At 50.1% G+C, this 22,560-nt stretch carries 21 protein-coding genes and 1 riboswitch; of the genes, 13 read left to right on the top strand and 8 right to left on the bottom strand.

The genetic code is table 11. From position 1 onward, the window contains the following. Positions 1–74 precede the first annotated feature (74 nt). Positions 75–458, top strand: coding sequence for a winged helix-turn-helix transcriptional regulator (locus ICC18_RS18540; protein ID WP_188175924.1), 384 nt, complete (start codon positions 75–77; stop codon positions 456–458). Between the two features lie 19 nt (positions 459–477). On the opposite strand, the gene ICC18_RS18535 is transcribed toward ICC18_RS18540, so the two are convergent. Next, on the bottom strand, positions 478–1,536 hold the full coding sequence (locus tag ICC18_RS18535; protein WP_188175923.1) for a YncE family protein: 1,059 nt from the start codon (positions 1,534–1,536) through the stop codon (positions 478–480). A gap of 163 nt (positions 1,537–1,699) precedes the next feature. On the opposite strand from ICC18_RS18535, the gene ICC18_RS18530 reads away from it, so the two are divergent. Continuing rightward, on the top strand, positions 1,700–2,824 hold the full coding sequence (locus tag ICC18_RS18530; protein WP_223192681.1) for an amidohydrolase family protein: 1,125 nt from the start codon (positions 1,700–1,702) through the stop codon (positions 2,822–2,824). A gap of 57 nt (positions 2,825–2,881) precedes the next feature. Further along, a complete protein-coding gene (locus tag ICC18_RS18525; protein WP_188175921.1) occupies positions 2,882–3,259 on the top strand; it encodes a PH domain-containing protein in 378 nt (125 codons plus the stop codon). A gap of 120 nt (positions 3,260–3,379) precedes the next feature. Here the strand turns inward: ICC18_RS18525 and ICC18_RS18520 are convergent, their stop codons facing one another. Next, positions 3,380–4,117: a superoxide dismutase family protein gene (locus ICC18_RS18520; RefSeq protein WP_188175920.1), complete on the bottom strand. Its 738-nt coding sequence runs from the start codon at positions 4,115–4,117 to the stop codon at positions 3,380–3,382. Positions 4,118–4,229: 112 nt separating this feature from the next. Then, a complete protein-coding gene (locus ICC18_RS18515) occupies positions 4,230–4,793 on the bottom strand; it encodes a hypothetical protein (RefSeq protein ID WP_188175919.1) in 564 nt (187 codons plus the stop codon). A 203-nt stretch (positions 4,794–4,996) separates the two neighbouring features. On the opposite strand from ICC18_RS18515, the gene ICC18_RS18510 reads away from it, so the two are divergent. From ICC18_RS18510 to ICC18_RS18495, 4 genes are read left to right on the top strand one after another with little or no spacing between them, the layout of a single operon-like run. Beyond that, the gene (locus ICC18_RS18510) at positions 4,997–5,725 is read left to right on the top strand and encodes a response regulator transcription factor (RefSeq protein ID WP_188175918.1); all 729 of its coding nucleotides are present in this window, start codon (positions 4,997–4,999) and stop codon (positions 5,723–5,725) included. Continuing rightward, positions 5,722–6,735, top strand: coding sequence for a sensor histidine kinase (locus ICC18_RS18505; RefSeq protein ID WP_188175917.1), 1,014 nt, complete (start codon positions 5,722–5,724; stop codon positions 6,733–6,735). The genes ICC18_RS18510 and ICC18_RS18505 overlap by 4 nt, the downstream gene beginning before the upstream one ends. A gap of 36 nt (positions 6,736–6,771) precedes the next feature. Beyond that, positions 6,772–7,512, top strand: coding sequence for an ABC transporter ATP-binding protein (locus ICC18_RS18500; protein WP_188175916.1), 741 nt, complete (start codon positions 6,772–6,774; stop codon positions 7,510–7,512). After that, positions 7,509–10,247: an ABC transporter permease gene (locus ICC18_RS18495; protein ID WP_188175915.1), complete on the top strand. Its 2,739-nt coding sequence runs from the start codon at positions 7,509–7,511 to the stop codon at positions 10,245–10,247. Before ICC18_RS18500 ends, ICC18_RS18495 begins: the two co-directional genes overlap by 4 nt. 152 nt (positions 10,248–10,399) lie before the next feature. Here the strand turns inward: ICC18_RS18495 and ICC18_RS18490 are convergent, their stop codons facing one another. After that, positions 10,400–11,734, bottom strand: coding sequence for a 5'-deoxyadenosine deaminase (locus ICC18_RS18490; RefSeq protein ID WP_188175914.1), 1,335 nt, complete (start codon positions 11,732–11,734; stop codon positions 10,400–10,402). Positions 11,735–11,812: 78 nt separating this feature from the next. Continuing rightward, positions 11,813–11,912, bottom strand: a riboswitch (purine riboswitch). Between the two features lie 56 nt (positions 11,913–11,968). Further along, the gene (locus ICC18_RS18485; RefSeq protein ID WP_223192680.1) at positions 11,969–14,170 is read right to left on the bottom strand and encodes a multicopper oxidase family protein; all 2,202 of its coding nucleotides are present in this window, start codon (positions 14,168–14,170) and stop codon (positions 11,969–11,971) included. Positions 14,171–14,413: 243 nt separating this feature from the next. Between ICC18_RS18485 and ICC18_RS18480 the strand changes: the two genes are divergently transcribed. The 5 genes from ICC18_RS18480 to ICC18_RS18460 all read left to right on the top strand — a co-directional run bounded on the left by ICC18_RS18480 (position 14,414) and on the right by ICC18_RS18460 (position 17,804). After that, positions 14,414–14,584 carry a hypothetical protein gene (locus tag ICC18_RS18480; protein ID WP_188175912.1) on the top strand — a complete coding sequence of 57 codons (171 nt, stop codon included), beginning with the start codon at positions 14,414–14,416 and terminating at the stop codon, positions 14,582–14,584. Between the two features lie 56 nt (positions 14,585–14,640). Then, positions 14,641–15,465 (top strand): alpha/beta fold hydrolase, encoded by an 825-nt coding sequence (locus tag ICC18_RS18475; protein ID WP_223192679.1) that lies wholly within the window; start codon positions 14,641–14,643, stop codon positions 15,463–15,465. Positions 15,466–15,688: 223 nt separating this feature from the next. Beyond that, positions 15,689–15,889 carry a cold-shock protein gene (locus ICC18_RS18470; RefSeq protein WP_054817005.1) on the top strand — a complete coding sequence of 67 codons (201 nt, stop codon included), beginning with the start codon at positions 15,689–15,691 and terminating at the stop codon, positions 15,887–15,889. 65 nt (positions 15,890–15,954) lie between these two features. After that, entirely contained in the window at positions 15,955–16,179 is a 225-nt protein-coding gene (locus ICC18_RS18465; protein WP_188175911.1) for a cold-shock protein, read from the top strand. 212 nt (positions 16,180–16,391) lie between these two features. Further along, complete coding sequence (locus ICC18_RS18460) at positions 16,392–17,804, top strand: M23 family metallopeptidase (RefSeq protein WP_223192678.1); 1,413 nt, start codon at positions 16,392–16,394, stop codon at positions 17,802–17,804. 46 nt (positions 17,805–17,850) lie between these two features. Here ICC18_RS18460 and ICC18_RS18455 read toward each other — a convergent pair whose 3' ends face one another. Together ICC18_RS18455 and ICC18_RS18450 are read right to left on the bottom strand one after the other, a co-directional pair. Continuing rightward, positions 17,851–18,885 carry an ion channel gene (locus ICC18_RS18455; RefSeq protein ID WP_188175910.1) on the bottom strand — a complete coding sequence of 345 codons (1,035 nt, stop codon included), beginning with the start codon at positions 18,883–18,885 and terminating at the stop codon, positions 17,851–17,853. A 95-nt stretch (positions 18,886–18,980) separates the two neighbouring features. Continuing rightward, positions 18,981–19,496, bottom strand: coding sequence for a MarR family transcriptional regulator (locus ICC18_RS18450; RefSeq protein ID WP_188175909.1), 516 nt, complete (start codon positions 19,494–19,496; stop codon positions 18,981–18,983). A 179-nt stretch (positions 19,497–19,675) separates the two neighbouring features. On the opposite strand from ICC18_RS18450, the gene ICC18_RS18445 reads away from it, so the two are divergent. After that, positions 19,676–22,000, top strand: a complete 2,325-nt coding sequence (locus tag ICC18_RS18445; RefSeq protein WP_188175908.1) for an ATP-dependent DNA helicase — start codon at positions 19,676–19,678, stop codon at positions 21,998–22,000. Positions 22,001–22,004: 4 nt separating this feature from the next. Here the strand turns inward: ICC18_RS18445 and ICC18_RS18440 are convergent, their stop codons facing one another. Continuing rightward, positions 22,005–22,376, bottom strand: a complete 372-nt coding sequence (locus ICC18_RS18440) for a VOC family protein (RefSeq protein ID WP_188175907.1) — start codon at positions 22,374–22,376, stop codon at positions 22,005–22,007. Positions 22,377–22,560 lie beyond the last annotated feature (184 nt).

Raw genomic sequence — 22,560 nt, 5'->3', positions numbered from 1 at the left:
TTAAAATCAAATCAACATATACACACTAATTTGATATATAGTATCAAAAAGTATACTACAAAGAGGTGATTGGATTGAAAAGACGTGAAGGCAGATTTGGCCCATCTCCCACAGGGGAGGGCTGCCCTGTCGAATTTACGCTGGATGTGATTGGCGGGAAGTGGAAGGGCATATTGCTGTACCATTTGATTGACGGCACGAAGCGTTTCAACGAATTCCGCCGGATCTGTCCGAACATTACGCAGCGAATGCTAACGCTGCAGCTGCGGGAGCTGGAGAATGACGGCATCGTTCACCGCGAAGTGTATCAGCAGGTGCCGCCGAAGGTGGAATATTCGTTAACCGAGTTCGGGGCAACGCTTAAGCCCATTATTCTCAGCATGAAGCAATGGGGCGAAATGTACAGAAATCATGTTCGCGACGCGGCGTTACCCAAAAGTAAACCCATTACCAACTAATCAGGTAATGGGTTTCTTCTCATTTACGGTCCTGAACGACCGTTATGGAATCCTCATTGCCCACATAAAGTCGATTAGTTCGGGTATTCAGTGTCATGTTGCCCGCCGACTTCCCGGTACGAAGCGTGGCGATACGCGCGTTGGTGCTTCCGCTGTAGACGAACAGGTCGTTGCTTTCAGAATCACTGACGAAATAATGGTTCGTTTGGGGATTGACTGCAATTTCCGTGAAGGTCGGGATCTTCAGTGTCTTCAGCACTTTGTTGGAGAGCCCGCTGATGACGAACAGCTTACCGCGACCTTCAACCTGAGCACTGGTGACATAGATGCGATTCGTTGCAGGATTGACAGCTACATTACTTTGCACCCGCCCGAGCAGAATGGGCACGCTTTTGTGATTATTGCTTCCATTGATAAGTGACAAGTAGCGGCTTAAATTGTTCGCAACATATATCCGATTGGTCTCTGCATTAACACTAGGTGTAATGATGGGATTTCGCCCCACTTTGATGGTCGTGATGACCTTTTGGCTCTTCCCGTCGATGACATGAACGGCATCACTTTCCGTATTGGTGACATAGATCCGGTTCGTACGCTCATTGATGCCCAGAAGCGTCGGTGAACCGCCGACCCGCAGCGTCTTCAAGACGCGATTGGAAATGCCGCTTATGATGGTTATCGAGCCGCTCGTATTTGCGACATAAATCCGGTTGCTTCCCAGATGGATCCCGATGCCGAAGGGATGCTTACCAACCTGAATCGTCTTTATTCTGCGGTGGGTCTTTCCATCAATGACCGAGACGGTAGCATCTCGGAAATTAGTCGAATAGACGCGATTCGTACGCGTATTCACGGCTAGAAAGACCGCCCCCCCGCCTACCTTCACGTTACTTATGATTTTGTTCTTTTTCCCATCGAGGATACCGACTTCATCTTCATTATGAACAAAATAAACTTGGTTGGTCACCGGGTTCGCCTTAATATCGCCAACCACCCCTGATACAGGTACAATCGTAACAACTTTGGGCTTCGCTTGCCTCGCCTTGAGTTGTACAGAGTGTTGCTTCTTTGAGGTCATGGGAGAAGTCTCCTTTCCATAGCAGCTTTTACCAATGTATGGGTAACCCGCATGGTTGGGAACTCTCGGAACCGCCATATGGATACTATCGGTAGTCGGGCGGGTCTTTCGCGTGGTATAATTTTACAGTATCCCGAAAATGAAGAGGGGGAAGTTCGTTGTCATGTCTAAAATGAAAACGATTACAATCAATCTATCAATTGTTATTCTTATAGCAACCGCAGCAGGCATCTGGCTGCTCCAAAGTTCAGACGTAAAAGAAACAACAGGCAAGACTGCGGAAGCATTGGAGGCACCTGCGACTGCAGCGGCTATTGCCTCTTCGTCCCCCGTCTCGACGGTCAATGGGCAGAAGAGCTTTGCCGACTTGCTCCGGCAGTACGGATCTCTTCCGCTTGCCGACGCGCACAACCATGATGCGAGCGGTGGCGCTTACAACCGGATGATGGATACATGGAAGCGTGACGCCATGGACCGAGTCGTCTTATTCGGCGATGTCTCGGAGCGCAGCGCGATTGCGACGGATGCAACCGCATGGAACGCTTATGTGGACAGGCCGGATTTTTTCACGCCGTATTTCTCAGGCTTCGATTTGCATGATAAATCTAGCCTTGACGTTGTAAGAACGAATTTGGAAAAAGGCTATTTTGGACTCGGAGAAATTGCCGCCGCTTCGACGTTTTCTCCTGTGGTCTCCAGGGTGGAATGGAAAGCGAATGATCCAATGGATGGATTCTTGCCGAAGATTTATGACATTTGTGCGGAATATAAGGCTCCAATTTTATTGCATATCGACCCTCCGAATGGTGCTGTAATAGATAAATTGGAGGAAGCCCTCGATGCGCATCCCAAAACGATCTTCATTTTCGGACATGCCAATGCCTTCAACTCCCCTGAAAATGTGAAGAAATTACTGGAGAAGTATTCGAATCTCTATGCGGATTTCTTCGCAGGCTTTACCGTTTTGGACCCCGCAAGCTCCAACAAACTGGAGGATTTCATTCCCGTAATGAAGCAGTTTCCAGACCGTTTCATGCTCAGTTCCGATTCCGGCTACGGTGTGAAGAGTGAGGAAGCGGCGATCGAGGCGATGTACCGCGTCATGGATGCGCTCAATGATCCAAACTTGGCTCGCAAAATCGCTTATGACAATCTGGATGCGATCATCCGGAGCGCGCCGGCGACCAGGACACAGAAAGAGGCCATTCTGAAGCAGGATCCATCCCGCGATGTTTCCAAGCTGTCGAAACTTGAGGCCGGGCTGATTCTTTGGGGGAAAAGCAAGTAAACGTCGACGGGAGCGCTTGACCTCAGTTACAATGACATCATGAAGGAGGAGATACAAATGGGATTATTTGACGGTTTAATGGGGAACGCCTCGGAGCTCAATTTGGCTGATGTGAATAAGGAGTTTGCCCATGTGCTGGCTAAGACGGAATCGATCGAGAAAGCGTATAAGCTCATCCGCGATCTGTTTATTTTTACGAACAAAAGGCTCATTCTAGTGGATAAGCAAGGGCTATCCGGCAAGAAAATGGAGCTTCATTCGATTCCTTATAAAAGCATTACCCACTTCAGTATCGAGACGGCGGGGACCTTCGATCTGGACGCAGAGATGAAGATCTGGATCAGCGGCACGCATACGCCGATTGAGAAGAAATTCAACAAAAGCTTGAATATTTACGAGCTGCAAAGCGTGTTGGCGGAGTATGTATTGAAGTGAAGTCTTCCAGAGTAAGTGCTAAACAGACTGAAGAAATCCGAGCGTTGCTCGGATTTCTTTTGAATTTTATGCGGGGGAAGGGGATTATGGGGGATATGCAGGAGAACTGCCATATGAAGCTTATTGGGGAATAATGCCGCCTGCGATACGGTCGCCGGAATCACCTGACGGATCCGTTTTGCCGTCGTCTTCTTTTGCATGGATGATGATTGACCGGCCGAGAATCGAATATTTGCTATTTGGGTCTAATGAGGCGCCTTCGATGTCATAGGTAAGTTCAGCTTTGCCGTTCTCGCCTACATCAAGATTCTCGATATCTCCGACGTGGTGGCCTTCGGGATTGGCGTGCCCGTGCTTTTTGTTCTCGGGATTGAAATGGCCGCCGGCAGTCTTGAAATCGAAGCCTCCAAACGCCTTTTCGTGAATGTGAATCCCATGCTTGCCGGGCGTCAGATTGGAAACGGACAATGTCATCTTCACAGCGCCATTAATAGGAGAAAGCACGGCATGGCCGATCCGGTTGCCCTTGGCGTCATAGAGGACGACATAGGGATTGCCCATCGATATCGACCGGGATAAGCCGTCCCAAAAGATAGGCTGGCCGATCATATTGGCAGCCATACGAAGCGGAATGTAGGTCGTGCCATCGTATACGATCGATTCAGGCACCTTCGACGATCCGTTGTCGAACTTGCCGTCCGCCGATGTTTTGTCTTGGCCTTCAATAAAGAAGTTTAGCCTGTCAAGGCTTACCTCGAGATGAGTGGATGTCGCAGCGTACGAAATGCCCGAGAAGAAGAGGGCACCTCCAAGAAAAGCGGCTGCTACTGTTTTGGACGAGAACGTTTTACGTGCCATAATTTAAATCATCCTTTCCAATATCTGATTTCACTTCACCAATCCTAAAGTAGAGATGTTAATATTTTCATGAGAAATTGTGAAGAAAATGGTGAGTTTCTAAGTAAATTTATTAAAGCCATATACTCAGAATTGTTTTACGGACCATATCAACGACAATAGTGCCAAGGAGTAGAATAGCCGGAACGATAAAAAGGAAGAAGCTGACCAACATATAGACGCCTCGCTTCGCTTCGTTATGCCGCACCCATACTTCCAAGCGATTGGCACCTAACGCCAGCGTTGCTCCGCTTGCAAGGAACAACAAAGAAAACATCGCTATCGCGAGTGGGGCTTGAGGGCCGAATAATGCTCCTTCCGGATTAAACAGAAATAAGGGGATGCCATAAACAAGCAAATTGATGCTTCCGTATAACAAACCTTTAGGGAGCCACCATTTTGGCAGCCAGTTGTTAATCAGTGTAAAGATCAAGCTGTTCGCCAAAAAAAACACCACCCCCGTAAAAATCACAAACATCGTTCCTCCGAATGAAAAACCGGGAAGCCTGTCAATCAGCAACGCCACGACTCTCATGATGACTCTAAGCAGTATCCCCGTTAGTAAACCTGTACCCAAAGCGGCTATAAAACCTATTCCTAATTTGATCCCCAAAGCACGAATTCCCGCTGTTTTCATGATTCATTCCTCTCAAGCTGCCCCTGCCGGGCTGCTATTGTTTATTTGATGTCACCGATTATATCGCTGAGAAACATATAAATTAACGAGAATCCGTGGAGAAATTCCATAGATTTATCCAAAACCTTCATAATTTCTTGAAAAGAAGGATGTATAATGGTCTTAATTAGAGTTAGATCTATATTCGGAAAGAAGGAGAGCAAATGCTGCTTCATGGCGGGGAAGACCGGACCGTCCTTATCGTAGACGACGAGGAGAAAATCATATCGTTTATCGCGAGCTATTTACGGAAAGAAGGGTATCGCGTTCATGAGGCTTCCAATGGATTCGAGGCCTTGCAGCTGCTTGAGCGTTCCCCTGACATTGATTTGGTGCTGCTCGATTGGATGATGCCAGGCATTAACGGTTTAGAAACATGCCGCAGATTGCGCACGTTCTCACAAGTGCCCGTCATATTCCTCACAGCCAAATCCGATGAGGTTGATAAGCTGATTGGGTTGGAATTAGGCGCCGACGACTATATAACGAAGCCTTTCTCAATCCGGGAGCTGGAAGCACGCATCCGTGTCATACTTAGAAGAGTAAGCGTGAGCACCACATCCGTGGACAATGCGCGGAGTGATAATGAGATTCTGAAGCGAGGCGCTTTGACGATTCATCTCACGAAGCACGCCGTTAGACTGCAAGGGGAGGCTGTGATGATGACTCCGACGGAATTTAAAATTTTGAAGACGTTGGCGCAGTCGCCGGGCAGGGTTTACAGTCGGCTGGATTTGCTGGAGATCGCTCTCGGTGAAGAATACGCCGGGTACGAGCGCTCCATTGATACGCATATCCGTAACATCCGCAAAAAAATCGAAAACGACTTCTCAAACCCTGTTTTCATTGTGACCGTACACGGTGTCGGGTACAAATTCGGGGACGTGCTATGACCCTATCTTTGAAAATAGCGCTCTGGATCGGCGGAGTATCGATCGTTTCTGCTGTTGCTGCTTTTGCCTTCGGCTACGGTATGGCGCAAGACAATTCTTCCGCCCGGATCGTATACATCGCGGCGGGGGCATTCCTCATGCTCCTTGTCTGCTTCATATCGCTTCTGGCAGGTCAACTGATTGCCGGTCGAATGTCGGCGCTGCTTGCGCAAGCGAAGGTTGCGACGAACCGCACCGACTTTCGGGAAATCCGTGTGAAGGGCTATGATGAAATCGCCCAACTAGCGGCGTTTATCAATCAGATGATCGGAGAGCGAGTCAGAGGCGACGAGGCCCGTAATCGGCTAGTATCCGATGCAGCGCACGAGCTTCGTACGCCGGTCGCCATATTGCGAGGCCATATGGAAACGATGCTGGCGGGAGCTGAAGAGCTGAAGCGTGACAACCTCGTTCCACTGCTCGACGAGACGAAGCGGATGACGCGGTTGATTCAGGAGCTGCAGCAGCTTAATTTGGCGGAAGCCGGACGGCTGGCGATCGATCGTTCATGGATTCATTTTCGCGCTCTATTGAGCGAAGTCGTCGATATATTTTCGATGGAGGCCGAGGATAAGCGAATTGCTTTGGATTACGCCGAAGGAAACGATTGCGAAGTTTATTGCGATCCTTCCAGAGTCAAGCAGGTGCTGATTAACCTGATCGGCAACGCAATTCGCTATACGCCCGAACATGGTCGGGTGATGATTCGCTTTCAAAAAGAGTCGGACGGGCATATCCGCGTAGAAATTGAAGATAACGGAAGCGGAATTCCGCCGGATAAGCTTCCATATATTTTCCATAGGTTTTACCGCGTCGATGATTCGCGCAGCCGCTCTGACGGCGGTACGGGTCTTGGCCTCGCGATCGCCAAGCAATTTGTTGAAGCGCACGGAGGGCGGCTGAGTGTCAGCAGCGAGATGGGGCGCGGCACGGAATTTATGCTGAGGCTGCCGATATTTCCCGATGCTTGATCACGGGTATAGGTGCATGTTGGAAGGGAGAACAGTATGAATGGCACAGCAGCGCATATGAAAGTCAGCGATTTGTGGAAGGTCTACGGTACAGGGATCCATGCCGTTGAAGCGGTAAGAGGCGTATCCTTTGAGCTTGCAAGAGGTGAAATTGTAGCCATAATGGGACCTTCCGGCTGCGGGAAAACGTCGCTTCTCAATTGCCTGTCGGGGATAGACTCCGCAACCAAAGGCAGCGTGCTGCTTGAAGGCATGGATCCGCATCGGATGAAAGAACGCGAGCGAGACGCGTTCCGAGCGGAGTATACAGGGTTTATATTCCAATTCTATAATTTGGTGCCGATGCTTAGCGCTGCGGAAAATGTGGAGCTGCCGCTTCTATGTCGCGGCGTGCGACCTGAAATCGCAAGAGCGCGCGCCTTGGATGCACTGACACAGGTAGGCTTACGGGAACGGGAGCGTCACCGCCCCGCTGAGCTTTCCAGCGGGCAGCAGCAGAGAGTCGCATTGGCGAGGGCCATAGTCAACAAGCCGAAGGTTGTTTTCGCAGATGAGCCGACGGGAGCATTGGATAGTAAGACAACGGAGATGGTGATGGATCTGATCGATCATTTGAACCGTACGGAAGGAATTACGTTCGTTATCGTCACGCATAATCCGGATGTAGCCGGCTATGCGCACCGCACTCTGTTTATGGACAGCGGACATCTCATTTCGGAACGGCATTCGATGCGAAAAGGCGGGATATCCGATCGGGGGAGGAACAGTGACGGATGATGTACTTGCTGCTGAATATTCCGTTGATGCTGCTGATTCTCTATGCGTTGTTTATTGGAACACGCTATCCGCATATTCGCAGGATGGCGATTCGCAATCTGCTGCAGAACAAAACCGGCACAGTGCTTACCGTGTTGGGGCTTTCCGTCAGCATGGCGCTCATCATTATCCTATTAACGGCTAACTATTCGCTGGGAAGAAGCACGGATGATTATTTGAAATCTCATTTCGGGGCGATCGACTACGAGGTCCACGGGGTCAACCAGCGATCGCTGCAGCATTACTTTTTTAACGAGCAAGAAATGGAACAGCTCAAGCAAGCGACAGCCAGTCTTTCTAAAGTTCTTCCCATAGTTTCATATACCGTTTCCATGATTCATCATCAACATGGCGCGGACGACACTGCTTTTCCTAATGTTCTTGTTATGGGGGTGAATTTGTCTGACGCTATCCGCTTCGATCCCGATCTGCCCGCTGATCAATTATCGCAATCGCTCCCTGCTGACGGCGTAATATTATCCGCTTCGGCTGCCGTTAAGTTGAAAGCTAGAGCGGGAGACACCGTTCACATTGTAGATCTGCTTGATCGCGAGCATCCGTTTCGTGTGGAGCAAATCATCGAAGATACAGGATTGGTCGGGTATCGGGGTGTACAACGAGCGTATGCCACCGCAATTATAACTCTTGATTCAGCCAGAACGCTGTTCGGATTAGGCGATGGTACTTATATGAGTGCACTAGTTTCCGGTTATTCTCCTCCGCTGCCATGGGATACTGTTGCTGTGAAGCAGAATGATAGCCGTCAATTGTCCGATAGTACCACGTTTGTGACGTATCTTTTTGGGGTGGCGAGCGTGAACGCAGTGATAATGGGGGTTGTGCTTGTCCTGAATCTGTTCCGGCTGCTTTCTGAAGAACGCAGGCAGGAAACAGGCATTTTGCGGTCGATCGGGTTTAGCCGCGTCGATTTGAAGCGAATGCTCCGTCTCGAAGGGCTTATGCTCTGCATTGCGGCGGGAATGCTTGGCGTCATATCGGGAACGGGACTTGGTATGCTTTTGATGAATCGTATCGGTCAATTATTCGGTCAAAATCCGGAAGTCGAGCGAGTCCTTCATTATTATCCCGATGTTACCGTCGTAATGGCGGGATGTTCGATCGGGACGACGATCGTATATGCGTGTATTTGGTTTGTATCCAATAAAGCGTCTGGACTGCCGGTGACATCACTCCTGAGACCTGCTTTCATGTTATCAAAGCCACAGCATCTTTCCACGCGTTTCTACCTTTATAGCTTGTACGCTTGGTTTGTTATTGCATTGGCCGTTTCCATCGGAGTTATCGTGTCGATTCCGGCGCTGAGCCGGCAATTACTTGGCAACCTCGACAATCCTTATGGTATCGTCATCTCCATCCTGATTATCCCGCTTGTTGCCTTCGCTATGCCAAGATGGCTGGAATGGGGCTTTGAATGGATGCGTCCGGCTTTCCGGAGGGTACCTGCTGTTTACGGCATGCTGAGCATGACTATACGCAATGTGGCAGACAGCCCGGTCCGTTCGGGCTTCATGATCCTTATGTTTTGCTCCGTCTCCTGCTTTATTGGCTTTTCCGTCGTGATGTCAAGTTATCTTCAGGCTGTTGTGGATCAATCCGATCCCCGCCGAACAATAGGGGGGTATGATCTGTTTGCCTATCATTATTACTCTGTTGATAAACGCGTTATCCATTCAGAGGAGCTTGGCGGTATGTTATCGCGAAACGGCATTGACCCGGGGAAATTTCAATACGCTGCAGTTACGGAACTGCCTTGGAAAACGGGTAGAGGGCAGTATGGGGAAATCCAATATATGATCAACGGCATCGATCGAGCTTATGCGGAGACGAACCGGATGAAGCTGACGGAATTTGAACCGGGTTTTACGGGGGAACAGGACGTTTGGATGGAGACGGCGAATAATCCAAATGTGATTATTGTGTCATCCGATTCGCTTCGATTGTTCGGGAGCGGGACGAACCTGATCCGCTTGGGGGATCGGGTTGAACTGCAAGTCGCCGGTAAAACCGTGTCAAAGCGTATCATTGGAATCGCCAAAGAAGAAACCTCCGGGTACCCTTTCGCCTTCGGCATATGGATGAACCAGGCCGAAACCGTGCGTCTCGGTCAGGAAGAGAAACGGCTTCATTCCGCGCTTCTCTTCAGCTTCCCGACGGCCAAAGAAGCCAGAGATTTGCAGCCGCAATTGGAACGGGCTCTGGCCAAACATAACGCCGCTCCTGTATACAACATCGTCGATTCCGAGAACAATTATTATGTTTCGATGAATGTGCTCACAAGCTTTTTCCAAAATTTCAATGCGCTGGCTATGTGGATCGGTATCGTCGGGCTCGCCATCGTGCTGGTACGAATGTCCAAACAACGAAGGCATCAACTGGGGGTGCTCCGCGCCATCGGCATTCCGCCGAGGTGGCTCCATTATCATATTTGGACCGAAGCCGTCCTGGCGGGAGGGCTAGGGATTACCGCGGGCTTTATCATAGGCGCTGGCTTTTGTTATTTCATCATTCAGCCGGAGCAAGCTTTCGGAAACGATTTGCCTTCTATCACCATCCCATATGTACGGCTTTGCGCTGCGTTCGCGATTTCCGCACTGGTAGTGGCGCTATGTGCTTACGTAACGGCAATAAGAGTTTATCGCATACCGCCTGCGGATGCGACGAAGTATTTGCGATGAGATCATACATCATTTGAAATAGAAAACGTCCCGTTTCCACTTGTAAAATGGAACGGGACGTTCTTCGTCACTTGCCTTGAAATTAGCAGGAGGATTTCCCGCTAATCCCACGAATTCGCGAGCGATCCGCTCAACTCAGCTTACACAAGCCCCTAGCGCAGGTTCGCGCGTTTCAGCAGGCGCTGAATCGAACGGTTCGCTTCAGGGAGGACGATGTCCTTATCTACCGTCCGCATGATGCGGTTCTCCATGACGATCTTGCCGTTGATGATCGTCGTTTCGACATCGGCGCGTGTCGCAGAATACACGATGCGGGAGATCGGATCGACGTCGAAGGAAGGGTACACGTGGAAGTTGTTCAGGTCGAGGATCGCCAGATCGGCTTTCTTGCCGACTTCGAGGCTGCCGATCTCCTTCTCCATACCGACGGCTTTGGCGCCGCCGATCGTCGCCATACGGAACACCTTCCGCGCATCCATCGCGGTCGGGCCGTGCGCGGGCTTCTGGATCAGCGCTGCCAACCGCATCTCGTTAAACATATCGAGATTGTTGTTGCACGGCGCGCCGTCGGCGCCAAGGCTGACAGAAATGTCGAGCTCCAGCATTTCCGGCGTATCGGCGATCCCGGAGGCCAGCTTCAAGTTCGAGCCCGGGCAGTGGCTCACATGAACGCCGCGATCATGAATGATCCGCTTCTCTTCGTCATCGAGCCAGATGCAGTGAGCGAGAATGAGGCGCTCATTCGCCAAGCCGAGATGGTCAAGGTAGACGACGTTGCGCATCCCGGTTTCCGCCTGCACGATGGCAATCTCGCCTTGATTCTCGGAAGCGTGCGTGTGCACTTTTACATTATACTGTTCGGATAAGTTGCGTACTTCCCGCAGCAGCTCCTCGGTGCAGGAGATGACGAACCGCGGAGAGAACGCATACTGGATGCGGCCGCCGTCGTGTCCGTTCCACCTTTCCAACAAGTCAACGCTCTGCTGAAGCGACTCTGATGTTTTCTCCTGCAGGGGAACCGGCACTTCATCCCCTTTATCCATCATTACTTTGCCCGATAACGCGCGAATGCCGCTCTCTGCAATCGCTTGAAACGCGTGATCCGTGTGATGGACCGTTTCCATATCAACGATCGTCGTCGTGCCGCTTTGGATCAGCTCGCCAATGCCGAGCATCGCGGAATAATAGATAGACTCCTCGTCGTGCGACGCTTCCAGCGGCCAAATGCGCTTTTTCAGCCAGTCGAGCAGCTCCAGATCGTCACCTTTGCCGCGGAATAACGTTTGGCACAAATGAATATGCGTTTGAATAAAGCCGGGAATGATGGTGCGGCTCTTCGCATCAATAACTTTGTCAACTTGCGGAGGATTCAAATCAGGCCCTATTGCGGCGATCCGGTCGTTTTCGATGAAGATGTCGCCTGTGAGAATGTCCCCGTCTCCGTTCATCGTGATGATTTCTGCATGTTTGATTAACAAGTTTGCCATCGCGTGAAAACCTCCTGTTCCCTATTCCTTATTTTGTAATATGGCTCCCAGACATAAAAAAACTAGCTATGAAAAATATGCCGGAGACACATTTTTCGTAGCTAGAAATTTACGGTTTCTAAGTAGAGACCCTTAATCCAATCATTAAGGTTATACGAAAAGGTTGTATTCAATTCCCTTATAGGGTAAACGGAATGCGCGCATTTGTCAATCGGATGTTAGATTAACTAACATTCATTCCGGGTGATTATGCGTGCTGCTGCCCACGGAGAATGGAGTCGTGATGCCCTCATACATAAGATGCATCGTCATTCCTGCTGCTGCGTGCGTAAGATTGTGGCAGTGATCCATCCAAAGGCCGGGATTATTGGCGATGAAGGCCACCTCATAGGTATCGCCCGGTCTCACATCCAGCGTGTCTGACCACCACGGAGTTCCTGTGGATGGCTTGCCGTTATGCGAAAGCACGAGCACGTGATGACCGTGCAAATGCATGGGATGCTCTACGCTGCCCCGGTTTACGATCGTTGTTTTTACGAGATCGCCCTCTTTCACCATAAACATCGGCGTATTTGGAAATACCTCGCCATTCAGTGTATAGAGAAAATCGAAATTACCGTTATAGAAGCCCAGTTTATTATCTAAAATCATCGTAAACTCTCTCGTGAACTTGCTGTTCTCATCGAAAGGTGTTGCTGCCTTCTGTCCATAATGAAGCGCGTTGAATGGCACTGTTGCGGGGATAACAGGAATATCTCCTTGCCCGTCAGGCGTCATGAACACGCCAAGGTCTTGTTTGCCGCCAACGCTAAGAAACACAGGATGCTCCGGCATCACGAAGGTAATATCGTACCGTCCTCCTGTCGTTAATTCCAAGTGTGTGTTGGCAAGCACATCCGGTTTGTTCAGAGAGGTTCCATCGATAGCGGCAACTTCGAAATGAGTGCCGACCAAGGTGTACTTTTGCGTGACCCAATCGTCAGTATTAATAAGTCTCATGCGGACCGGAGTTCCCGGCGCGATGGTCATACGCTCCACAGTATCGGATGCGCCAAGGGCGAATCCGGCATTTTTCCAAACATGGGTGAGCACAGTAATATCTTTCTCTTGCAGCCGCGCAGGCTGCACGGATTGAGCTGGCTGTCCTTGCTCAGCTTGGCGTTCCGCTTGCACAGGTGCCGATACTTTCGGCTCTTTCGGCTCCACGATCAGTGCCCCGAACAAGCCCTTATTGACAGCTTCCTGCGAGACCTGATGCGAATGATACCAGAACGTTCCGACTTGCTCAGCGCGAAAACGGTATGTGTACGTTTCACCTGGCATGACGGCGTTCTGTGTTGCCCCGGCTACGCCATCCTCCGCATTGGGCACGTCCAGACCGTGCCAGTGCAAGGTCACGCCCTGTTCAATATCTTGATTGACCAGAGTAACTTCAACAAGCTCCCCTTCCTTCATGCGCAGCTCCGTCCCAGGAATCTGACCGTTGTATGTCCAAGCATCTACCATTTTGCCGGAACTCAGCTGCACGGTCTGCTTTTGCGCCGTTAGCGTGAACTGACGATCCGGCGTCCCCGTGCGCGGTCCGGTCAGATCGGTCACGGATACGAGCTTGGCTTTTGATCCGGTCGTGGTATTCATGCCGCCAACGCTCATGTGATGCTGATGAGTAGACATGTCAGCGGTTGATGTCCCATTGCCGTATTCGGCGACACCGCTTGCCATATTCAGTTCAGCAGGCAGATGACTATTCTTCATGCCATAATCGATTAGAAAAGCAATGGCTGCAGCGCAAACGGCCAGCACGCCTGTCATTGTCAGGGCGCGTTTCCATAGAGCCGGTACCGTGTATACCTCTAATTTGCCGATTTGCTTGCAGCGAAGCGCGTGCCTCCACCATAAACCGGCAGAAGCCGCCAGGAACAAAGCTGCCGGTACGGCAATTGCGATCCACTGAAATGGAATCGGCGGCACTAAAGCGAAATACAAGGCCGTTAACGCGCCTAATGCCATGATTTGAAAAGGAACAACAAGACCGGGTTCAGCGGCTTTTTGATAAACCGAAGCATCTAATGAAGATGCCTCTATATCGGCCGGATCCGCCTGTGAGCCGGTCATTTTGCGCAATTTCCACAGCTTTGGAACCGCCATTAACCAAATACCTGCGATCGGCAATAAGACTAATGGCGCATGAATGAACAAACGGTCTTGCCAGAATAACGGATCGAAGGACTGCTGCATCCAAAAAGCAACACCGCCAATCGCCGCGGCCGGTACGGCCAGAAACCACGACCAGAAGAGCAGCTTACTCGCTTTGCGATGCATGCGTTCACGGTTCCGGCTATAGAGCAAACGCGATGCCTTCACCCCGGCGATCCACGAAAAAATACATAGAAACAATAAGAGCACCAGCTCTATTTGAACAAATACGGTGTACAAAATAAACCCTCCTAAGAAATCGATGCCCTCATTGTACGATCGATGTCGAACCGAGCAAACCGTCTTGAGACTAAGAGGGCACCTAGACTTAAGTTGGGGATGCATCAACGCGTTAATGATCCAGGTGAGAGAAGCGAATCAGCTTTATCAAGCAGGAAAAAAGGTGGTAGATTAGCTGAACAAGAAATATAGTAAAGGGAAAAATTAACAGGCGGCATATATTTAATTCAGGAGGTAGCTTTTGTGAAAAGGAAATCTATCAATTTTATTGCTGTATCATTCGTTTTGATCCTTATTAATTTATTTATTAGCCGCGACTCTTTTGCTTGGGATTTATTCACAATATCCAAAATCCTGATTCCGGCTTTCATCATAGCTTTTATCGCAAGCTGGATTATGGGAAGAAAAACGTAAGTAAAATGTGATAAAGTAATTTTACAGAAAAGGTTAAAGGTAAGGGGAGAACAGCGTTGCGATGTCAACTAAGCAGAGCAGTTGTGCATTACGAATCTATAGGAGAAGGCCGCCCGATCGTGATCTTACACGCGCTTGCTTTTGATCTTAGGTCTATGAAGGCGTGGCTGGAACCGTTGTTTGAACGGCAACCCGGGTGGCGGCGCATTTATGTGGACATCCCTGGTATGGGGCAATCCCCGGCCGAGTCATGGATGAAAAGTTCCGATGATTTGCTGGAGGTGATGCTCGATTTCGTAGAAACGATCGTGCCTGATCAATCTTATACGCTTGCCGGCATGTCCTACGGCTCTTTGCTTGCCAGAGGGCTGCTGCACCATCATCGGGACCGGGTAAACGGCATCCTGCTCATTGCCCCTCCTTTGAACCAACGGGAAGGCGAGCGGAATTTACCTGATATAATCGTTCTGGAGCGTGACGAAGGGCTGCTTGCCGAATTGTCCGAGGAACCGCGAGGCTCCTTCGAAACGTTGGCTGTATGGCATAATCGCGAGAACTGGGAGAAGTTCGAACGAGAGATATGGCCAGGCCGCGAGCAATGCGATCGCCAATTCCTTTCAGGAACATTTCGTGAGCGGCGATATCCGCTTTCTACTGATATTGATCATCCGGAGCGCCCGTTTGTGATCCCGACACTCATCCTCACAGGCAAACAGGATGCGATTTGCGGCTACCAGGATTCGTGGCAAACGCTGATGGGTTTGTTCCCTCGAGCGACATTTGCCGTCTTGGATGGAACCGGCCATCTGCTCCCTATGGAGCAGCCGAAAATGTTCCAAGCTCTTGCACTGGATTGGCTGGAACGTGTGGATAAACAGTAACCGCTTACTCATCCACAGGGACTGAGCGTTATTGCATTCATTTTCCTGTGGATTAAGTTTGCGTTTTCAATGCCGATGTGGTAAGATAAACTCAATCGACAAAGAACCTGAATTCACATATTGTAAAGGGTTGACATTTGTGTGATGGAACCTTGTGCAATGTGTGAATTTTTTTCTTTTGAAGAATAATAAACATGTTAATAATTTTTTGGAGGTATTTTCTATGCAAACAGGTACAGTTAAATGGTTTAACGCAGAAAAAGGTTTCGGTTTCATCGAAGTTGAAGGCGGAAACGATGTATTCGTACACTTCAGCGCAATCCAAGGCGACGGTTTCAAAACTTTGGACGAAGGCCAACGCGTTGAGTTCAACGTAGTTCAAGGCAACCGCGGTCCACAAGCAGAAAACGTTGTAAAACTGTAAGATCATTAAAAAAACTGCCCTTAACAAGTGTAAGGGCAGTTTTTTTCAATTCAAGGAGGGCTATCATGTATTCCAGAAAAAAGTCGCTTGAAGAGATGCCTCTAGAAAATGTGACGATATGGTCTTGTGAACAAGAAGGCTGTAAAGGCTGGATGCGGGATAATTTTGCATTCGAATATGTACCGACTTGCCATCTTTGTCAGTCAGCCATGGTTCGAAGTACCAAGCTGCTTCCTGTCGTAAATAACACCAACGATCAAAAAACGCTAAAAAAAGGCGTGCAAATATAGGCACATAAAAAAAAGTAGAAAACCATACAATCCGGATACGCTACGTTTCCGGGTTGTATGGTTTTTTTGTTGGACCGGTTTGTTTGGGAAGATGACCAAATTTTCACGGGGACAAAGATAAGACCAGGGACAGGTCAAGAAATAGTAAATAGTATGTTATGATAAAGCCATAATCAAGCTGATCGCTTTCATGGGAAGGGGAGTATGTCTGAATGAAACCGCGAATGCGTCACGAGCGCCGCCTTTCGCTACTGTACTCACCGAAATATTGGCTTTTTCTCACGTTATTCTGCTTACTGACTGCAAGTATCGTTGTGTACTTAGGAAAACAGCAATTGGCGTCGGCTCCGTCTCTTGAACAGAAGAACGAGCAGTTTGCGGCCGCCAAGCAGACCGCGGCGCCTGTCCTTCGGAATGCGCTCGATTTTCATATGACCGACTTCGAACAGGGCTGGTTGCGCTATACAGACGGTATGATGAAGACGGAGGATGGTGGCGTGCATTGGCAGGAGACGGAGGCAAGTGTACCAAGCGAGCCTGCTCCGGGCAATGAAGCTGCAGATGCAGCGGTACTTGGATTGGTGGACCTTAGCAAGTATCAGCAGCTATCTAATCTGACGTTCGGATCCAAAGTGTATGCCATTAAAAAGATACAATTTCTAACGGACCGGATCGGATGGGCACTCGTGGAAGAGCCCGAGGAGCTTAAGATTCCGTTGCTGGTGACGGCAGATGGAGGGCAAACCTGGAGCGATGAGGTTACATCAGCGATTCGGGGGGCGATGCTCGAGGAGAAAGCGCGGCTTCAACAGCTGAAGAAAGAAGCTGCGTTATATCCATCCGCCGATATCGCCAAAGCATCGATCCGCGCGGAATGGACGGTCCTGCCGGATACGTCAGCTCCCGGAGATGTCGTGCTCGTTCGTCATAATAAGCCGGGAAAAATAGAGTGGCTGGGTAAAACGTATACCTTGCAGCCCTTCGGGTCGGGCTACTTTACGTATTTGCCCATCACTATGCAGGCCAAGCCCGGGAAATATCCGATCGGCGATCAAACGCTGACCATTCAGGCCAAGAAATTTGATACGCAGTATTTAAAAGTGACGCAGCAAATGGAAAGCATGAGGCAAGATACAGCGCGTATCCAAGCCGATCAGAAGAAAATCAATCTGGCGCGCAGCAAGTCGGAGCCGGAGTTTCTGTTCAGCGGACCGTTTGTGCAGCCGGTCGAAGGGGTTTTGACTACGCCGTATGGGTATACCCGTTATGTAAACGGAAAATACGACAGCGCGCATATGGCCATTGATCTGGCCGCCAAGGAAGGTACCCCGATCAAGGCGACGAACGACGGCGTTGTCGCGCTGGCCGACAGCCTGTACTTGACCGGAAATGCCATCTATATCGACCATGGGATGGGGCTTTTTTCGCAGTATGCTCATTTGTCGGAGCTGCGCGTGAAAACAGGAGATAAGGTCAAGCAGGGCGATATCATTGGCCTTGTGGGCACGACCGGATTCTCAACGGGACCGCATTTGCACTTCGCCTTTTGGGCGCATAATGTGCAGGTCAATCCGGACCTCTTTTTCAATACGACACCGTTTCAGTGGCTGAAGGCCAAGGAATAAGGGAAAGGACACTCTCTCCGATCGGAGCGGGTGTCCTTTTTTCGTTTCATTTTAACGTTGAAATGCGGTCGTAGGTATCCATATCGCAAATGACGAATAACCGCGCTCCCTCCGGGATGGGCTGATCCAGCTTGCGGTTAATGTTCAGTTGGTCGCCGTCGGAAATGAGGGTTGCACCCTCTTTGAGTAGATCGTGAAACGCATCGCCGTAAGTGTTCCATGCCTTTCGTTTGCTGAGTACATACAAATTGTCGCCGAACTCCCTAGTAAGGAGCTGCGATACGATTCGGGAGGAGCCGGGATAAAAAGCCGCGCGGACCGCCAGCTGGGAAATAGTCTCCGAGCCAAGGATGAATTCATTGACTTTAACATGCATGAAGTTCTGCATATTGGCCCGGTCTTTGATTTCCACGATTGTATGCACATGGTTATAATTCCGTTCAATCGTCGTTGCGACGAGCAACGTTTTGCCATCGACGAAGGATGGATCGCGCAGCATCGCCTGATCTTGCGTAATCTCGTTGGCGAAAATGAATACGGAGCGTGCCTTGGCCATATTGGCCATCTCCAAAGTCTCTGCGGCTATGGGGTTGCCCTGGATGTAATGTACGCGGCTATGGATGATTGGCGTTTTCTCCAGGGTATCAATCAGAACGATTTCCACTTTGGGGTCTGTGCCCAGAATTTCTTGAATGGCGAGCTCGGCATTCTTGCTCCAATCGATGATGACAAAATGCTGTTCTCCTTGATATTTCAATTTGCCCGCCTCCTTGCGTTGTCTATATACGAATAAAGAGTCGATGACTTTGCTAATCGTAACGGAGATTAATCCGATGCCGAATATATAGAGGAAAATGCCCAGCCATTTGCCGGAAACCGTTTTTGGTGTGAAATCGCCGTAACCGGTCGTGGTTACGGTCGTCATTACCCACCAAAAGCCGTTGAAAAAGCTGCCGAAGTTATCCGGCTCGAGCCAATAAGCGGCAATAGAGGATATCATAATGAGCACGAAGGCTGAGATGAAAATAAATTTGTTGTTCAATCGCAGCAGCTTAAGCAATATCTGGGTGAGAAAGATCATGGCAGCTTTCCCTTCTCGATAGTAATATTTCCCATACCGGACTATTGTAGCATATCTTGGCTTGGCTTAGAAAAGAAAGCCGCATTCGGCTTCTTTCATTTTTTTACAATGGTGCCCATAGCGGCCATCGAGTTTTCTATGGCTTGAGTGATATCGCCGATCAATCGGTCGATGAATTCAAACTCAGCATCCGTGTATTTATTAATGAACTCTTGGAAAAATTTCTCCGCATATAGATGGTATTGTTCGTGAACTTCGTATACGACTCGACCTTCAGGCGTCAGCCGGAATTGAACTTCCTTACGATTCCCGCTCATGGCGAACTTCTCAATCCATCCGCGATCCAGCAGTTTGGCGCTGATTTTAGTGATGGCGTCTTTGGTCATGCCCATTTTCTCGGCAAGCCGGGTCACGCTGATCGTTTCGTGATTGCCGATTTGCTCAATGACATGTGTTTCGGAAATGGTGAGATCGCCGGACAAATTTTTGATCCCATATTGACGGGCGACAGCGATAAAAATGTCTTTCTCTCTTTTTTCATGTTCTTCATAAAGCTGTACCATTTTCTGTACTTTGCCGAATAAAGGGGCAATTTTAGAGTGATTATTCATCGTAAGGTTCCTCCGGAGGAGCGCAGATAAGAGATTCCTTAAATGTACCACTCGAAAAGCATCCGTATCAATATGAGGCAATAAAATAACGCGAATTGGAAAGAAAAGCAAGGCCATATTTCTTTTTCATGTATGATCATGCTACAATAAGGAACAAATGTTCTTGGGCGGAGAAAAACATGACGGATACCATTCATATTTCGGTGCGCTCCCTCGTGGAGTATGTGCATCGCAGCGGCAGTATTGATGCCGGATTTCGGACGAGTACGACGCTGACCGAGGGCACGAAAGCGCACCAGAAGGTACAAAAACAATACAGTGAACAAGACCAACGCGAGGTATATGTTTCTGCGGAAGTTACACATCAGGAACTTGTTTTTGTCATTGATGGAAGATGCGATGGGCTTCTATTGGATGAGGATATGGGCGTAGTGACAGTAGATGAAATTAAGTCGACCTCATCGGACATTGAACTGATAACGGAGGATTCTTATCCGGTGCACTGGGCGCAGGCCAAATGCTATGCCTACATGGTAGCCAAGGATAAAGGATTAGACCGCATGCGCGTACAACTGACCTATATGCAGGTGGAGACGGAGGAAACGAAACGATTCGCCGAAGAGGTATCGTATGAGGAGCTTGAACGGTTCGTGTTTGATGTGGTGGAACGGTTTTACCCGTATGCCCACGCGAGAAAAGAACATGAACGGCGAAGAAATGAGAGCATCAAGGAGCTGCCGTTCCCATTCGAAGCATACCGCGAAGGCCAGCGCAAGCTTGCGGGGGCGGTGTATAAAACGATTGCAGATGGGCATAAATTGTTCGCCAAGGCGCCAACGGGCATCGGGAAGACGATGTCGACGCTCTATCCCTCGGTCAAAGCAATCGGAGAGGGCTTGCTTCAGCGCATTTTTTATTTGACGGCGAAGACGATCACTCGCACGGCAGCGGAAGAAGCCTATGCCATTCTGGGCGCCAAAGGGTTGCATTTGCATACGGTGACCATTACAGCGAAGGAGAAGGTGTGTTTTAAGGAGGAGGTGCGCTGCTCCAGGGAACATTGTGAATTTGCCGACGGCTACTACGACCGGATCAATGAAGCCGTGCTCGACCTGCTCCGGCATGAGACGGCGATGACCAGACCGGTGATTGAGTCGTATGCGCGGAAGCATCGTGTATGTCCCTTCGAATTCTCGCTGGATGTCGCCTATGCTGCGGATGCGGTCATTTGCGACTATAACTATGTCTTCGATCCGCGCGTCAGCTTGAAGCGGTTGTTCGAGGAGCAAAAGCGGCAGACCGCTTTACTCGTGGATGAGGCGCACAATCTGGTGGATCGGGCTCGGGAGATGTATTCGAGCGCGCTGAATAAATCCGATTATCTCGCTTTACAGCGAGAATTTAAGGGCGTTCACGCTCAGCTGCACGATGCGGCGAAGGCGGTTAACCAGCACCTGATCACGGTGCGTAAACGGATCGGCGAGCGAGAAATGGAAACCTGGCAGGAGCTGCCGGAGACGCTGATCGCGCTGCTGGAGTCGTTCATTTCCCAGGCGGAGCGGGAACTTGTGGCGACGCGCTTGGGCACGCCGAGTCCGCTGCTGCTGGACACGTACTTCAGCGCGCAAAATTTTGTCCGTATCGCGAAGCTGTATGATGAGCGGTATGTGACCTTTACCGCGTGCGAGAAGAGCGAGGTCACCGTCAAGCTGTTCTGCCTCGACCCCTCCCATCTGCTGCAGCAGATGGGAAAGGGGTACCGGGCGCACGTGTTTTTCTCGGCGACGCTATCGCCGCTGTCCTATTTCATGGACGCGTTAGGCGCAGGTGAAAACGACTATTCCGTCTCCGTACCGTCACCGTTCTCCAAAGAGCAGCTGGATGTGCGGATCCAGCCCCTATCCACGCGCTACCAGGACCGGGAGCGCAGCCGGGAGCCGATTGCACGGACGCTCTACGAGCTGATGGCAACACGACCGGGTAATTATTTGGTGTTCTTTCCGTCATATGCCTATATGAGCAGTGTGTATGAGGCTTTTACGGATATGGTCGTGGGAAACCCGGACATGAGTCGGCTGCGCCTTCTCGTGCAGCAAGCCCAGATGTCCGAGGAGGAGCGGGAACAGTATCTGGCCCAGTTTGAAGCTGATCGCGAGGATACGCTCGTCGGCTTTGCCGTCATGGGCGGTATCTTCTCCGAGGGTATCGATCTCGTCGGAGACCGGCTCACGGGAGTCGCCGTTGTCGGCGTCGGCCTGCCGCAGCTCGGACCGGAGCGCAACATCATCAAAGCATACATGGACCGCATTGGTAAAAATGGCTACGAGTACGCTTACGTCTTCCCCGGCATGAATAAAGTGCAGCAGGCGGGGGGCCGATTGATCCGCTCCGAATCGGATCGCGGCGTGCTGCTGCTCATCGACGACCGCTACTTGCAGCCGTTGTATCAGCGCTTGCTGCCGGAGGAGTGGCGGGATTACACGGTGCTGCCTTCGCACCGGTAAGTGGTTACTTCAACCACTCAAGCAATTCGATCCGATTTCCGAAAGGATCATCGACGAAGAATCGTACTGCGCCTTCCAGCGCGTCGTCATCTTTGACCTTGACGCCATACTGCTCCAGGCGAGCCCGCAGCCCAGCTAAGCCTTGTACTTCGAATGCCGGATGGGCTTTTTTGGCTGCGTGGAAATCGTCCTGCATGCCGATATGAACCTGGTGGCGTCCGCACTGAAACCATACACCGCCACGGGCTTGCAGCTTTTCAGGCTTGGCAATTTCGGTCATCCCAAGAATTCCCTCATAAAACTTTCTTGCCTGCTCCTCACAACCTTGCGGTGCAGCCAACTGCACGTGATCGATCCCTACAAAGTGATAGCTCATTTTTCGGCACTCCTCTTCATGTTATTGATTGTTCCACATGGGTTGTTCCATTGTATGAAATATAGTTTCATTTTTTGTTGTTCTCACCCCATTGTAACTCTTCCGTGACAACAACGCCAGCCTCTTCCTTGGAGTATGCTTGCGTTTAGCGGCCTCCTGGCGTATGGGGCTTTTTTTCATGTGG

The sequence above is a fragment of the Paenibacillus sedimenti genome, assembly GCF_014534655.1.
Lineage (GTDB): Bacteria > Bacillota > Bacilli > Paenibacillales > NBRC-103111 > Paenibacillus_E > Paenibacillus_E sedimenti.
The sequence above is the reverse complement of the archived record's forward strand: the minus strand, read 5'-3'. Positions and strand labels throughout refer to the sequence as shown.